Genomic DNA, 14,718 nt, shown 5'->3' on the forward strand with positions numbered 1-14,718 from the left:
GGAACGACCATGACAATCAACAGACGCGAATTGCTCGGATACAGTGCCGCGGCACTCGGCGTGGCCGCAATTGGCCTGCCACAGATCGCCAAGGCTGCCGGCGAACTGACCATCGCCTATAACGTCAACCTGCCGTCCTGGGATCCGACGACCGGCCCTTCGGCGGTCAACCCGACGATCCAGGGCCTCTACCAGTCGGTGTTCGACCAGTTCATCCCGCAGAAGCCGGACCTGTCCTTCGCGCCGGGCCTGCTTACCGAATGGGGCTGGAACGACGACCGCACCAAGGTGATGATGACGGTGCGCGAAGGCGTGAAATGGCATGACGGCTCGCCCTTCACGCCCGAGGACGTGGTGTGGTCGCTGCAACGGGCTGGCGACGAAAAGACCGGCAACCCGATCCAGTTCGTCTGGAAGAACGTCAACAACTTCAAGATCGACGGCAACAAGATCACCGGCGATGTCGTGCAGTTCGACCCGGTCTATTTCAAATGGATGTCGTTCCTGACCGGCTACATCCTGCCTAAGGCCTATTACGAGAAGGTAGGCGCCGAAGGTTTCGAGAAAGCACCGATCGGCACCGGCCCCTACATGGTCGAGAAGTTCGAGCGCAATGCCTTCCTGCGGCTGAAGGCCAATCCGACCTACTGGGGCGGCAAGCCGGCCTTCGAGAATGTGACGATCAAGTTCGTCGCCGATGCGGCGAGCCGCGTCGCCGAGATCGAGTCCGGCTCCTCGCAGGTGACGCTCGAAATCCCCTATGAGGAGTATGACCGGCTGATCGCCAAGGACGGACTTGCCGGCTCGTGCAAGCCGGTTTCCGACATCGGCATGATCTTCTTCAACGACATTGAAGCGATGCTGGACAAGAATGTCCGCCAAGCCGCCGTCATGGCGGTGGACAAGGAGCTTTTGGTCAAGCGGCTACTGCGAGGCTATGGCCAGCCGATCGCTACGCTGGAGACACCGGAGTACACGGCCTTCGACGCCTCGATCAAGGTCGAGCACAATCCGGAAAAGGCCAAGGAATTGCTGGCGGCCTCGGGCTATTCGCCGGAGAAGCCGGTCAAGTTCACCATCCAGACGACCAAGGGCTTCAAGCCCAAGGACTATGAGATGATCCAGGCGATCGTCGGCATGTGGCGCAAGGTCGGCATCGAGGCGACGATCGAGGTCTACGAAATCGCCAAGCACTACGAGTTGCGCGCCGCCGACAAGCTGGCGCCGGCCGCCTTCTACAATTGGGGCAATGCCATCGGCGATCCAACCACGTCGGCCGGCTTTGCCATGTATGGCCCGAGCCCGCACTCCGTGTGGGACAGCCAGGACCTGATCGACATGATCAACCCGCTATGGGGCGAGAAGGACGAAGCCAAGCGCATAGCCGGCTGGAAGGCGGTCGACAAGTACATCGCCGAGCAGGCCTATGTGCTGCCGCTGATGCAGTACGCGCAGCCGATCGTGCATGCCAAGGGCGTCAACGTGGTCCAGCATGTGTCCGGCGCCCTGCTGCCGGCCTTGATGACCCCGGCCTGAGACAAGCTAAGAGGCATGCCGTCGCGAAGGCGACGTGCCTCTCCGACTACGCAGGCCCTCTCATCCGGCCCATCGGGCCACCTTCTCCCCGGCGGGGAGAAGAGACTGGCTCAACTGTCGGCGACCTCTTCTCCCCCTGGGGGAGAAGGTGGCCGCGAAGCGGCCGGATGAAGGGGCCGCGCGTTCCATCCGTTACTGAACCGCACTGGACTTACGCCGGCATGCTTCTGCAACGCCTCCTGATCCGTCTTTTGACGATGCTGATCACGCTGTTCGGCGTGGCCGTCGTCGTGTTCGTCGTGATCCGCGTCGCGCCCGGCGATCCGATCGCGATGATGCTGCCGCCCGGCGCGACCGATGCCGACATTGCCCGGCTGCGGGCGCTCTATGGGCTCGACAAGACGATCGTGCAGCAATTCTTTATCTGGCTGTCCGGCGTGGTCCGGGGCGATTTCGGCACCTCGATTTCGCTCAGGCAAGACGTGCTCGGCCTTGTCTTCAACCGGCTGCCGGCGACGCTGGAACTCGCCACCGTAGCGCTGATCATGGCGGTGGCGCTCGGCGGCACGACGGCGGTCCTCGGCGCCCGCGAGCGCGGCACGGCGGTCGAAGCCGGCATCGACGTCGCCAGCGGGACGGCACTGTCCATTCCCGACTTCCTGTGGGGCCTGGTGCTGATCCTTTTGTTCGGCGTGCTGGTGCCGATCTTCGACATTTCCGGCCGCGTGTCGCCGCAACTCGACCTGCCCTTCGTCACCCAGTTCTATCTGTTCGAGAGCATTTTACGCCTGCGCTTCGACCTGACCTGGGACCTGCTGAAGCACATGCTGATGCCGGCGGTGGCGCTGGCGTTGCCGCTGGCGGCGATCATCTCCCAACTGTTGAAGCAGTCGCTGAAGGAAGTGCTCGACCTCGACTATGTCGTGCTGGCGCGGGTGAAGGGATTTTCGGAAACGCAGGTCATCCTGCGCGAGGCGCTGAAGAACGCCGCTTTGCCAACGCTGACCCTGGTCGGCGTGCAGTTCACCTTCCTGATCGGCGGCACGGTCATCGTCGAACGGCTGTTTTCCTATGAGGGCCTCGGCAATATGGCGATCGATGCCGTCATCAACCGCGACCTGCCGCTGATCCAGGGTATCGTGCTGGTCTTCGCGCTGCTGTTCGTGCTGATCAACCTTTCCGTCGACATGATGTATGCGCTGCTCAATCCGAGGCTGCGCCATGGATGAGGGTCGCGCACGAAGGCGAGGTGTGTCACCACGCCTGTGGCTGGCCGGCGGCTGGCTGCTGCTGGCGCTGCTGGCGGCGATCTTGGCACCACTGGTCGCGCCGCAGGATCCGCTGGCGCAGGATCTGATGCTGGAGCGGCTGCCGCCGTTCTGGCTCGATGGCGCCGAGCCCGGCTATTGGCTCGGCACCGACAGCCTCGGCCGCGATCTGTTGTCCCGGCTGATCTTCGGCGGCCGCATCGCCTTCATCGTCGCCTTTGCCGCTGCGATCGCCGCCTGCCTGGTCGGCTCGACGTTGGGGCTTATCGCCGGCTATTTCGGCGGCTGGGCCGACCGCATCATCTCGCGCATCGTCGATGTCTGGATGGCGTTCCCGCCGGTGCTGTTCGCCATCCTTTTGGTGGCCGTGCTCGGTACCGGCCTCAGCTCCGTCATCATCGCCATTGCCGTCATCGACTGGACGCGTTTTTGCCGGGTGATCCGGGCCGAGACGATGGGCCAGTCGCGCATGGACTATGTCGAGAATGCCCGCATCGCCGGCTATGGCCGCATCGGCATCATGCTGCGCGAAGTGCTGCCCAATGTGGTGCCGTCGATCGTGGCCCTGTTGTCGCTGGAAATGGGCATCGCCGTCATCGTCGAGGCGATCCTGTCCTTCGTCAATCTGTCGATCTCGACCGACGATCCGACCTGGGGCGGCATCATCGCCGAAGGCCGGCTGTCGATCCATCAGGCCTGGTGGGTTCTGGTGTTTCCGCTGGTGACGCTGATCCTCACCGTGCTGTCGTTCAGCCAGTTTGGCGAAGCGCTGAAGACGCGTTTCGACCCGGTGCTGCGATGAGCGCCTGTCTCGATATCGCCAATCTGAGCGCCTTGCTGCCGAACGGCCAACGCGTGCTGCGTTCGGTCTCGCTCTCCGTGCAGCCTGGCGAGGTCCGCGCGCTGGTCGGCGAGAGTGGCGCCGGCAAGACGATGATCGGCAAGGCGGTGCTCGGTGTCCTGCCGTCGAGCGTGCGCATCGTCGAAGGCGACATGCGGCTCGAGGGCGAGGATCTTGGCAAGCTAGCGCCCAAGGCACGGCGCACGCTGATCGGCGCCCGGACGGCGCTGATCCCGCAGGATCCATTGACGGCGCTCAACCCCTCGCGCCGCATCGGCTCGCAGATGACCGACCGGCTGGTGCGCATTCTCGGCTGGAGTGCAGAGAAGGCCAACACCCGAATTCGCCAGTTGCTGGACGAGGTGCAGATCCGCGACCCCGACCGGGTGCTGAAAAGCTATCCACATGAATTGTCCGGCGGGATGCGCCAGCGCGTGCTGATCGCCGCAGCCTTCGCCGCCGAGCCAAGGCTGATCGTCGCCGACGAGCCGACCACTGCGCTCGACGTCACCGTGCAGAAGCAGATCCTGCGGCTGATCGCGCAATTGCAGCGCGAACACGGCACGGCGATCCTGTTCGTTACTCATGACCTCGGCGTCGTCGCCAAGATCAGCCAGAAAGTGTCGGTGCTTTATGCCGGCAAGGTGGTGGAAGAGGCCGATACGGCTGCTCTGTTCGCCGCGCCGCAGCATCCCTACACACGGGCGCTGATGGCTGCCACGCCGCGCTACACGGACCCGCTCGCCTCGCTGAAACCGGTGGACGAGACGGTGCTGGCCGGGCTCGCCGCCGAGATCTCCGCCGCCGACCAGGCCTGGAGGCGACCGCATGGCTGAGCCGTTGTTTTCCGTGCGCGGGCTGAAGGTCGCGCTGCCCGACATGACGCGCAAGCCGCTGATCGGCCGCGCGCCCCTGGCCCAGATCCTGAAAGGGCTGGACTTCGACCTGCCCCAGGGATCGGTAACCGGCATCGTCGGCGAATCCGGTTCCGGCAAGTCGACGCTCGGCCGCGCCTTGGTGCGGCTCTCGGAACCCAGCGCCGGCAGCATCCGCTTCGACGGCCGCGATATCACGCATCTGCCGGAGAATGAGCTGCGGCCGTTGCGCCGCGACCTGCAGATGATCTTCCAGGATCCGATGTCGTCGCTCAACCCGCGTCGCACCATTGCCAGCATCATCGCCGCTCCGCTGAAGCAGAACGGCCTTGGCGACAACCTCAAGAGCCGCGTCGCCGAGGCCTTGCAACGTGTCGGCCTGCCGCAGAGTTTTGCCAGCCGCTACCGCCACGAATTGTCTGGTGGCCAGCGCCAGCGCGTCGGCATTGCGCGCGCACTGGCGCTGTCGCCGAAATTCGTGCTGGCCGACGAGATCGTCTCCGGACTCGACGTTTCGACGCAAGCGCAGATCCTGACCCTGCTGGAAAAGCTCGCGGCGGAAATGGGCCTGACGGTCGCCTTCATCAGCCACGATCTGTCCGTCATCCGGCGGCTCTGCCAGCAGGTGATCGTCATGCGCGAAGGCGTGATTGTCGAGGCGAGCGCCACCGACGCGCTGTTCGACAAGCCGCGGCAGGCCTACACGCGCGACCTGATCGCGGCCATTCCGCTGCCCGAGATCGATGCGGGCTGGCTGGACATTCCTTCCGCCGTCAAGGCGCCGACATGAATGCATACGCACGCCGAAGAGCGGGTCCAGACGTGCGACCACAAAGACCCAAGTCCCGTCAAATGGAGAGGACCGACATGAAGACCACAATCACAATTGCAACGCTCGCCGCCGCGATGCTCGGCAGCGCCAGCATGGCCAGCGCCGGTTCGATCCCGGGCATGCGCGGCCACGATCATACCGGCATCACCGTTCCCGACATGAAGCAAGCGGTCGACTTCTTCACCGAGGTGGTCGGCTGCAAGAAGGCGATGTCGTTCGGCCCGTTCGCCGACGACAACGGCACCTTCATGCAGGATCTCCTGGGTGTCGATCCCAAGGCCGTCATCGAGCAGGTCACCATGGTCCGCTGCGGCTATGGATCGAACATCGAGCTGTTCAAATACACCGCGCCCGACCAGAAGGACCTGACGCCGAAGAACAGCGACATTGGCGGCTTCCACATCGCCTTCTATGTCGACGATGTCGCCGCCGCCAAAGCCTATCTCGATGGCAAGGGCGTCAAGACACGCCTGGGACCTTTGCCGGTCAAGGAAGGGCCCGCCGCCGGCCAGACCATCCTCTATTTCCAGGCGCCATGGGGACTGCAGCTGGAAGCGATCAGCTATCCCACGGGGATGGCCTATGAGAAGGGCGCCGAGACAGTGCTGTGGAGCCCGAAGAACCCGGAAAAGTGATATTTGGCGGCGCGCTTGCGGAGCGACACGCAAGCGCGCCGCCCCGATGCTTGCCAATGATTTCGGCATAAAACTTTAAGCTTGAAATATCTGACTTCCGGCGCGATACTTGAGACGCAGCAAGCGAAGAGGAGATCGCACAGATGAAGGTTGCGGTTCTCGGCGGCGGACCAGCCGGCCTCTACTTTGCCATTTCGATGAAGCTCAGGGATGCCGCGCATGATGTGACGGTGTACGAGCGCAACCGCGCCGACGACACATTCGGCTGGGGCGTCGTGCTGTCGGCCGAGACGCTCGACAATCTGTCGAAGAACGACCCGGTCAGCGCCGTCTGGATCAAGAAGCATTTCGCCTATTGGGACGACATCGCCGTCATCCATGACGGTGTGCGCACGGTCTCGTCGGGCCACGGTTTCTGCGGCATCGGCCGCAAGCGGCTGTTGATCCTGCTGCAGCGGCGCGCGCGCGAACTCGGCGTCAAGCTGATGTTCGAGAGCGATATCGCCGATCCCAAGCCCTACATGGAGACGCATGACCTGGTCGTCGCCGCCGACGGGCTGAACTCCAGGGCGCGCAACAGCTTCGTCGATATCTTCAAGCCCGACATCGACACCCGCAAATGCAAGTTCGTCTGGCTGGGCACCAACCAGAAATTCGACGACGCCTTCACCTTCATCTTCGAGAAGACCGAGCATGGCTGGGTGTGGGCGCACGCCTACCAGTTCGACAGCCAGACAGCGACCTTCATCGTCGAGTGCAGCGAACAGACCTGGGCTGCCTTCGGCTTCGGCGCGATGACGCAGCAGGAATCGATCGCCGTCTGCGAGAAGATCTTCGCCAAACATCTTGGCGGCCACGCACTGATGACCAATGCCAACCACATCCGTGGTTCGGCCTGGATCAATTTCCCGCGCGTCTTGTGCGAACGCTGGTCTTACAAGAACCTGGCCTTGATGGGCGACGCGGCGGCATCGGCGCATTTCTCGATCGGCTCCGGCACCAAGCTCGCACTGGAAAGCGCCGTGGCGCTGGCCGAGTATGTCGAGACCGAGCCGGACCTCGACGCCGCCTTCCGCAAATATGAGGATGCGCGCCGCACCGAGGTGCTGAAGCTGCAATCGGCGGCGCGCAATTCGCTGGAATGGTTCGAGGAGGTCGAGCGCTATCTCGGCCTCGATCCGGTGCAGTTCAATTACTCGCTTTTGACCCGTTCGCAGCGCATCAGCCACGAGAATCTGCGGCTGCGCGATGCCGAATGGCTGGGTGGCGCGGAAGAATGGTTCCAGCGCCAGGCCGGCGCCGGCGGCAACAGCCTGCGCCGCGCGCCGATGTTCGCCCCGTTCAAGCTACGCGACATGCAGCTCGGCAACCGCGTCGTCGTCTCGCCGATGGCGCAGTACAGGGCCGTCGACGGCTGCCCGACCGACTGGCATTTCACCCACTATGCCGAGCGCGCCAAGGGCGGCGCCGGCCTCATCTATATCGAGATGACCTGCGTCAGCCCCGAGGGGCGGATCACGCCCGGCTGTCCCGGTTTCTACGCGCCCGAACACGAGGTGGCATGGAAGCGGCTGGTCGATTTCGTCCACACCGAGACCGAGGCCAAGATCTGCGCCCAGATCGGCCATTCCGGCGCCAAGGGCTCGACCCGGCTCGGCTGGGAAGGCACCGACGTGCCGCTGACCTCGGGCAACTGGCCGGTCATGGCGGCTTCCGCCGTCGCGTGGTCGCCGCAGAATCAGATGCCGAAGGCGATGGACCGCGCCGACATGGACAAAGTGCGCGACCAATTCGTGGCCTCGGCCGAGATGGCCGATCGCTGCGGCTTCGACATGCTCGAAATCCACGCCGCGCACGGTTATCTGTTGTCGTCCTTCATCACCCCGGTCACCAACCGGCGCACGGATCAGTATGGCGGTTCCCTGGAAAACCGCATGCGCTATCCCCTCGAAGTCTTCCGCGCGGTGCGTGCCGCCTGGCCGGCGGGAAAGCCGATCTCGATGCGCATTTCGGCCAATGACTGGGTGGGCATCGAAGGTGTGACACCGGCCGACGCGGTCGAGATCGCGCGGCTGCTGCATGAGGCCGGCGTCGACATCTGCGACGTCTCGGCCGGCCAGACATCGGCACTGGCGAAGCCGGTCTATGGCCGCATGTTCCAGACGCCGTTTTCCGACCGCATCCGCAACGAGGTCGGCATGGCGACGATGGCTGTCGGCAACATTTACGAACCCGACCACGTGAATTCGATCCTGATGGCCGGCCGCGCCGATCTGGTGGCCCTGGCCCGGCCGCATCTCGCCGACCCCTACTGGACGCTGCATGCCGCCGTGACGCTTGGCGACCGTGGCGTGAAATGGCCGGATCCCTATCTGCCCGGACGCGACCAGCTCTACCGCCTGGCCGAGCGCGATGCCGCCGCGGGGCTGAAAGTATGACGGGCGCGACCAGGATCCCCGGCAAGCATGCTTTGGTCACCGGTGGCGGTTCCGGTGTCGGCCGGGCCATCGCATTGGCGCTGGCGGGCGCCGGCATCGACGTCACCATTTGCGGTCGCCGGGAAGCCGAGCTTGCCAAGGTGGCCGGCGAAAGCGACCGCATTTTTGGCATCACCGCCGATGTCACCAATGAGGAGTCCATGTCCTCGCTCTACGAGACGGCAGAAGCCGCGCGCGGGGCCTTCGACATCGTCGTCGCCAATGCCGGGATGGCCGGCAGCACACCGGCGCACAAGACCACGCTCGCCGATTGGCAGCACACGCTCGACGTCAATTTGACCGGCGCTTTCCTGACGGTGAAGCCGGCACTGGCCAGGATGGCCGCGCGCAAGGCAGGGCGGATCGTGTTCATCGCATCCACGGCCGGGCTGAAGGGCTACGCCTATGTCGCACCTTACGTCGCCGCCAAGCATGGCGTCGTCGGCTTGATGCGGGCTCTTGCCGCCGAGACCGCCAAGTCCGGCGTCACCGTCAACGCCGTGTGTCCGGGTTTCGTGGAGACGGACATGCTGGAACAGTCCATCCAGCGCATCATCGAAAAGACCGGCCGTTCGGCCGGCGAAGCGCGGGCGAGCCTTGCCTCGACCAATCCGCAAGGCCGCCTCATCCAGCCGCAAGAGGTTGCCGCCGCCGTGCTGTGGCTGTGCGGCGATGCGGCGCAATCGATCACCGGACAGGCGATTTCCATCTCGGGAGGTGAAACATGGTAGCCGGACCCCTGCCCGCGCCATCGGGACCCGGCAAGGACCGCTTGCGCCTGTGGATCAGGCTGCTGCGTGCCTCGCGCACCATAGAGGCTGAATTGCGAGAGCGCCTGAAGAAGGACTTCAACACGACGCTGCCGCGTTTCGACGTGATGGCCGCGCTCTATCGCGCGCCGGAAGGCATGCTGATGAGCGACCTGTCGCGCTTCCTTTTGGTGTCCAACGGCAACGTCACCGGCATTGTCGATCGGCTCGTGTCAGAAGGGCTGGTGGCCCGCGCCCGCCGCAATGGCGACCGCCGCACCTCTATGGTGCGGCTGACCGATGAAGGCACCAAATCCTTTGCCACCATCGCCGCCGCGCATGAGGGCTGGATCGGCGAATTGCTGGGCAAGGTCAGCGAGGACGACGCGCGCCGGCTGACCGGCATGCTGACCTCGTTCCGCAGCAACTGGGAGGGACGCGAATGACCGGGATGGCCGGGCTCAAGCCGAAGCATTTCCTGTGGGAAGTCGAGGGCAGGATCGCCAAGGTCCGGCTCGACCGGCCGGAGCGCAAGAACCCGTTGACCTTCGACAGCTATGCGGAACTGCGCGATACGTTCCGCGACCTCGTCTATGCCGACGATGTCGACGCCGTGGTGTTCCTGTCCAACGGCGGCAATTTCTGCTCCGGCGGCGATGTCCACGACATTATCGGTCCGCTGGTCAAGATGGACATGAAAGAGCTCCTGGCCTTCACCCGCATGACCGGCGATTTCGTCAAGGCGATGCTGAATTGCGGCAAGCCGATCATCGCGGCGGTCGACGGCGTCGCGGTCGGCGCCGGCGCCATCATCGCCATGAGTTCCGACATCCGCATCGCCACCCCGGAAGCCAAGACCGCGTTCCTGTTCACGCGCGTCGGCCTCGCCGGCTGCGACATGGGTGCCTGCGCGATCCTGCCGCGCATCATTGGCCAGGGCCGCGCCGCCGAACTGCTCTACACCGGCCGCACCATGACGGCCGCCGAGGGCGAGCGCTGGGGGTTCTACAACAGGCTGGTCGACGCGGCAGCGCTCGAGGCCGACGCGCTCGACATGGCGGCGCGCATCGTCTCCGGTCCGACCTTCGCCCACGGCATCACCAAGACGCAGTTGAACCAGGAATGGTCGATGGGCCTCGACCAGGCGATCGAGGCCGAAGCGCAGGCGCAGGCGATCTGCATGCAGACGCGCGATTTCGAGCGCGCCTACAAGGCGTTCGTGGCCAAGGAAAAGCCGGTGTTCGAGGGGAATTGAGATGGGCGCATTGCTAGAAATGCTGGCGGGACAGCGCCCCCCTCTGTCCTGCCGGACATCTCCCCCACAAGGGGGGAGATCGGACGTCCCCCGCGCTTTCGCTAATCTCCGGCGTCGCAAGAATTGCCGCGGCGCCCGATCTGCCAATCTCCCCCCTAGAGGGGGAGATGTCCGGCAGGACAGAGGGGGGCGCCGTAGAGCGCAACGCCTCAACCGCGGAGGCACCAATGCCTGACCGTTCCTTCCTCAACTGGCCCTTCTTCGAGGACCGCCATCGCGACCTCGCCGAACAACTCGAAACCTGGTGCCAGCAAAACCTCCCCGTCGACCACCACGACGTCGACGCCGCCTGCCGCGAACTCGTGGCGAAACTTGGCCGCGACGGCTGGCTGAAGCCGACGGCACTCGACACGGACAATCCCGCACCACTCGACGTGCGCACTTTGTGCATCACGCGCGAGACGTTGGCGCGGCATGATGGGCTGGCGGATTTCGCCTTCGCCATGCAGGGGCTGGGCACCGGCGCGCTCAGCCTGTTCGGCACGCCGGAGCAGCAGCAATGGCTTTCGAAGACACGCGCCGGCAAGGCGATTTCGGCCTTTGCCCTGTCGGAACCGCGCTCCGGATCGGATGTCGCCAACACGGAGATGACGGCGACCCGCGACGGCGACGGCTATGTCCTTACGGGCGAAAAAACTTGGATTTCCAACGGCGGCATCGCCGATCTCTATGTCGTCTTTGCCCGCACCGGCGAGGCGCCGGGTGCCAAGGGGCTCTCGGCCTTCCTCGTGCCCGGTGACGCCAAGGGACTTGGCATCGCCGAGCGTCTCGAAGTGATCGCGCCGCATCCGCTGGCGCGACTGTCCTTCGATCAGGTCCGCCTGCCCGCCGCCGCACTGATCGGCAAGCCCGGCGACGGCTTCCGTATCGCCATGTCGGTGCTGGACGTGTTCCGCTCGACCGTCGGTGCGGCTGCACTCGGCTTTGCCCGCCGCGCGCTGGATGAGAGCATCAAGAGGGCGGCCGAGCGCAAGCTGTTCGGCGCGCCGATGGGCGAACTGCAGATGGTGCAGGGACACATCGCCGACATGGCGCTCGACGTCGATGCGGCGGCCCTTCTTATCTACCGCGCCGCCTGGACCAAGGACATGGGCGCGGCCCGGGTGACGCGCGAGGCGGCGATGGCCAAGCTGTTCGCCACCGACAAGGCGCAGGACGTGATCGACAAGGCCGTGCAGCTGCATGGCGGCGACGGGGTCCGCAAAGGCCACATCGTCGAGAGCCTGTATCGCGAGATCCGCGCACTGCGCATCTATGAGGGCGCCTCGGACGTGCAGAAAGTCGTCATCGCGCGGCAAGTGATGGGCGCGGCCTGACGGCGAGATATTCGATTTTGAGACTTGGATTTTTGAAATACCGGGAGGCTTGAAATGCACGAGATTTTGCAGCCGGCGGGCTGGGCCAAACCGGTCGGCTACGCCAATGGCGTCGCGGCGCGTGGGCGGCTCGTCTTCGTGGGCGGACAGGTCGGCTGGAACGGGCAATGCCAGTTCGAAACCGACGATTTTGTCGGCCAGGTGCGGCAGACGCTTGCGAATATCGTGGCGGTGCTGGCCGAGGTGGGCGCCACGCCGCAGCACATCACCTCGATGACCTGGTATTTCACCGACAAGACCGAATACCTGGCCAATCTCAGGGGGATTGGCGAGGCCTATCGCGAGGTGATCGGCCGGCATTTTCCGGCGATGGCCGCCATGCAGGTGATGGCGCTGGTCGAGGACCGCGCCAAGGTGGAGATCCAGGCGACGGCGGTGATCCCGGACTAAACGCCACCGCTTCGTCATCCACGGGCGGAGCAAGGAGCGAAGCGACGCGGCGCAGACCCGAGGATCCATGCCGGGACTCCGATGCGTCACTACTGTCCAGAATTCTGCACCGCTGCATTACACCACTAAGGCCACGGCATGGATCCTCGGGTCTCCGCGACGTCGCTTCGCTCCTGCTCCGCCCGTGGATGACGACGTTGGGAACGTCTTCGGCTAACCACTCCTATTCGCGCAGCCCCGCCTTCCGCAAAATCGGCAGCACGTGATCGCAGAAATAGGGCAGCTCCTGCGTGTAATTGACGAAGGACAGGGCGATGCCCTGGTAGCCATGCCCGGCAATGGCGGCCATGTCGGCGGCGATCGTTTCCGGCGTCCCGATCAAAGGATATGTGCCGGCGCCACCGGCGAAACGCTGCCGGTAACGGTCATAGGCATGAGGGTCGTGCGACTGCGAGAATTCCTTCTTGCCGGCCATATGGGCATCGACCGCGTCATGGTCGGCCATATCGACGGCATAGCGCGTGTAATAGGCCTGCGCCTCCTCCATGGTCGGGCGGCAGACGACATGCGCCACGGTGTAGACGCCGACATCGCGGCCCACTCTGTCGGCCCGCTCGCTGATGTCGGCGACATGCTTGCCGGCATCGCTGATCTCCGAGAAGGTCGTGAACAGATAGTCGCATCGGGCGGCGGCGAAATCGCGGCCCGGGCCGCCGAAAGCGGCGTTCATGGTCACCGGGCGCGGAACCTGCAGGCTGGCCGGCCGGCTGACGGCTTCCTTGAGGCGATAGTAGGTGCCTTCGTAGTCGAGAGGCTCGCTCGATGCATAAAGCCGCTCCAGGATCTCGATCCATTCCGCAGCCTGGTCGTAGCCCTTTTCGACCAAGGGCGTGCCGAACATGCCGAATTCCTTGGGGTTCCAGCCGCAGACGATGTTGAGGCCGGCGCGGCCTTGGCTGATGTGGTCGACCGTTGCCAGCGCCTTGGCGGCATAGAGCGGATGCACCAGCGGCACATGCACGGTCATGAACAGACCGATCCGGTCGGTGGCCATGGCCAGCGCCGCCGCCCAGGTAAAAGTCTCGAACGACCATTCGCGCACCTTGTTGCGGCCGCCGAAGCCGCGCCAACGGGCGATCGGCAGCATGAACTCCAGCCCCGCGCGGTCGGCGATCTGGGCGGCCGTCAGATTGTCCTGCCAGCTTGCCGTCCAGCGTTCCGGCACATCGGTGATGGCCAGACCGCCATCGGCATTGGTGGAAAAGACGCCGAGCTTCAGTTTGTTGGGGCCGTGCAAGGGATGTGGTTTGTTCATGTCGCGACCTCCCGGCGAAGATCGCACGCTACGGCCCCGCGAAAATATTTCAAGCATGAAATAGCTTCGTCTGGCGATGGTTTGCGGATATGAATCCAGGCAGCATGAAAAAGGGTACGGTATGAGCGAATTCCGCCAGAAATGCATCGGCAGGACGAACCTCGTCGGTTCCTTCGCCGCCATTCCTCATCCCGTCGCGGTCGAAGTGATGGCACAGTCCAGCCTCGATTTCCTCTGCATCGACTGGGAGCATGCGCAGATTTCGCGCGACATGATCGAGACCATGGTGCGTGCTGCCGATGTCCACCGCGTTCCGGCGATGGTGCGCGTTCCCGGCCATGCGCCGGAAGCGATACAGACGGCACTCGACAGCGGCGCGCAAGGCGTGCTTGTGCCGCGCGTTTCCACGGCGGCACAGGCGCAAGCAGCGGTGAAGGCATCTCGCTACCCGCCGAAAGGCGAGCGCGGCGTCGGACCCGGCCGGGCCGCCGGCTACGGCTATCGCATTCCCGAATATCTGGCCGCCGCCAACGACAGGACCGTCGTCGCGGTCCAGGTCGAGACAGCGGAGGGGCTTGCCAACATCGAGGCGATCGCGGCCGTGGAAGGCGTCGACATGGTCTTCGTCGGCCCCGGCGATCTCTCGGTTTCGATCGATGCGGTCGGACCAAGCGGCGCTGACAAACTCGCTGATGCAATCCGGACGATCATCGGCGCGACGATCGCACAAGGCAGGACAGCGGGCATATTTTGCGCCAGCCCGCAGAATGTCAGCCGATGGGCGGCCATCGGGGCGAGTTTCTTCGTGCTGGCCAGCGACACGATGTTTCTTGGCGCCGGCACCGCGGCCAACTGTGCCGCCGCACGCGACGAATTGGCTTGAGGCGGGCGCAGCCAGGCAAAAAGGCGTATCGGCCACACAACAGGCCAGCCAAGCTTTTTAAGCTTAAAACTTTCGCCTTGAAAAGCGCCTCACTTTGGATAGCATTCAAAGTCGATGGGCGACTGCCGTGCCAAAGGGTTGCCGGCTAGTCCGTCGTCGAGTTCGGGGTGGGAGGGTTCAGTCCTTGTCGTTTGTACCGGCCCAGTCATCGTCGAACGCGCGCTAT

14 protein-coding genes are annotated in these 14,718 nt (G+C 64.5%); 13 read left to right on the forward strand and 1 reads right to left on the reverse strand.

What is annotated here, in order from left to right; translation table 11 throughout:
* Positions 1-9 precede the first annotated feature (9 nt).
* From AC0NIH_RS00480 to AC0NIH_RS00535, 12 genes are all read left to right on the forward strand, one after another.
* Positions 10-1,536 (forward strand): ABC transporter substrate-binding protein, encoded by a 1,527-nt coding sequence (locus AC0NIH_RS00480; RefSeq protein WP_473463411.1) that lies wholly within the window; start codon positions 10-12, stop codon positions 1,534-1,536.
* A gap of 221 nt (positions 1,537-1,757) precedes the next feature.
* A complete protein-coding gene (locus AC0NIH_RS00485; RefSeq protein WP_473463414.1) occupies positions 1,758-2,765 on the forward strand; it encodes an ABC transporter permease in 1,008 nt (335 codons plus the stop codon).
* Positions 2,758-3,606 (forward strand): ABC transporter permease, encoded by an 849-nt coding sequence (locus AC0NIH_RS00490; protein ID WP_473463416.1) that lies wholly within the window; start codon positions 2,758-2,760, stop codon positions 3,604-3,606. The genes AC0NIH_RS00485 and AC0NIH_RS00490 overlap by 8 nt, the downstream gene beginning before the upstream one ends.
* A complete protein-coding gene (locus AC0NIH_RS00495) occupies positions 3,603-4,481 on the forward strand; it encodes an ABC transporter ATP-binding protein (protein WP_473463418.1) in 879 nt (292 codons plus the stop codon). Before AC0NIH_RS00490 ends, AC0NIH_RS00495 begins: the two co-directional genes overlap by 4 nt.
* Positions 4,474-5,310, forward strand: coding sequence for an ATP-binding cassette domain-containing protein (locus AC0NIH_RS00500; protein WP_473463421.1), 837 nt, complete (start codon positions 4,474-4,476; stop codon positions 5,308-5,310). The genes AC0NIH_RS00495 and AC0NIH_RS00500 overlap by 8 nt, the downstream gene beginning before the upstream one ends.
* Before the next feature lie 77 nt (positions 5,311-5,387).
* Complete coding sequence (locus tag AC0NIH_RS00505; protein WP_473463424.1) at positions 5,388-5,987, forward strand: VOC family protein; 600 nt, start codon at positions 5,388-5,390, stop codon at positions 5,985-5,987.
* Between the two features lie 143 nt (positions 5,988-6,130).
* Positions 6,131-8,425 (forward strand): bifunctional salicylyl-CoA 5-hydroxylase/oxidoreductase, encoded by a 2,295-nt coding sequence (locus tag AC0NIH_RS00510; protein WP_473463426.1) that lies wholly within the window; start codon positions 6,131-6,133, stop codon positions 8,423-8,425.
* On the forward strand, positions 8,422-9,195 hold the full coding sequence (locus AC0NIH_RS00515) for an SDR family NAD(P)-dependent oxidoreductase (RefSeq protein ID WP_473463429.1): 774 nt from the start codon (positions 8,422-8,424) through the stop codon (positions 9,193-9,195). Before AC0NIH_RS00510 ends, AC0NIH_RS00515 begins: the two co-directional genes overlap by 4 nt.
* A complete protein-coding gene (locus AC0NIH_RS00520; protein WP_013891350.1) occupies positions 9,189-9,659 on the forward strand; it encodes a MarR family winged helix-turn-helix transcriptional regulator in 471 nt (156 codons plus the stop codon). Before AC0NIH_RS00515 ends, AC0NIH_RS00520 begins: the two co-directional genes overlap by 7 nt.
* The gene (locus AC0NIH_RS00525; protein WP_352716157.1) at positions 9,656-10,468 is read left to right on the forward strand and encodes an enoyl-CoA hydratase family protein; all 813 of its coding nucleotides are present in this window, start codon (positions 9,656-9,658) and stop codon (positions 10,466-10,468) included. The genes AC0NIH_RS00520 and AC0NIH_RS00525 overlap by 4 nt, the downstream gene beginning before the upstream one ends.
* A 227-nt stretch (positions 10,469-10,695) precedes the next feature.
* On the forward strand, positions 10,696-11,844 hold the full coding sequence (locus AC0NIH_RS00530; RefSeq protein ID WP_473463431.1) for an acyl-CoA dehydrogenase family protein: 1,149 nt from the start codon (positions 10,696-10,698) through the stop codon (positions 11,842-11,844).
* A gap of 54 nt (positions 11,845-11,898) precedes the next feature.
* Entirely contained in the window at positions 11,899-12,294 is a 396-nt protein-coding gene (locus tag AC0NIH_RS00535) for a RidA family protein (protein ID WP_473463434.1), read from the forward strand.
* 223 nt (positions 12,295-12,517) lie between these two features.
* Here the strand turns inward: AC0NIH_RS00535 and AC0NIH_RS00540 are convergent, their stop codons facing one another.
* Positions 12,518-13,609, reverse strand: coding sequence for an LLM class flavin-dependent oxidoreductase (locus AC0NIH_RS00540; protein ID WP_473463436.1), 1,092 nt, complete (start codon positions 13,607-13,609; stop codon positions 12,518-12,520).
* A 121-nt stretch (positions 13,610-13,730) separates the two neighbouring features.
* On the opposite strand from AC0NIH_RS00540, the gene AC0NIH_RS00545 reads away from it, so the two are divergent.
* On the forward strand, positions 13,731-14,492 hold the full coding sequence (locus AC0NIH_RS00545) for an HpcH/HpaI aldolase family protein (protein ID WP_473463438.1): 762 nt from the start codon (positions 13,731-13,733) through the stop codon (positions 14,490-14,492).
* Positions 14,493-14,718 lie beyond the last annotated feature (226 nt).

Source organism: Mesorhizobium sp. WSM1386 (assembly GCF_055901595.1).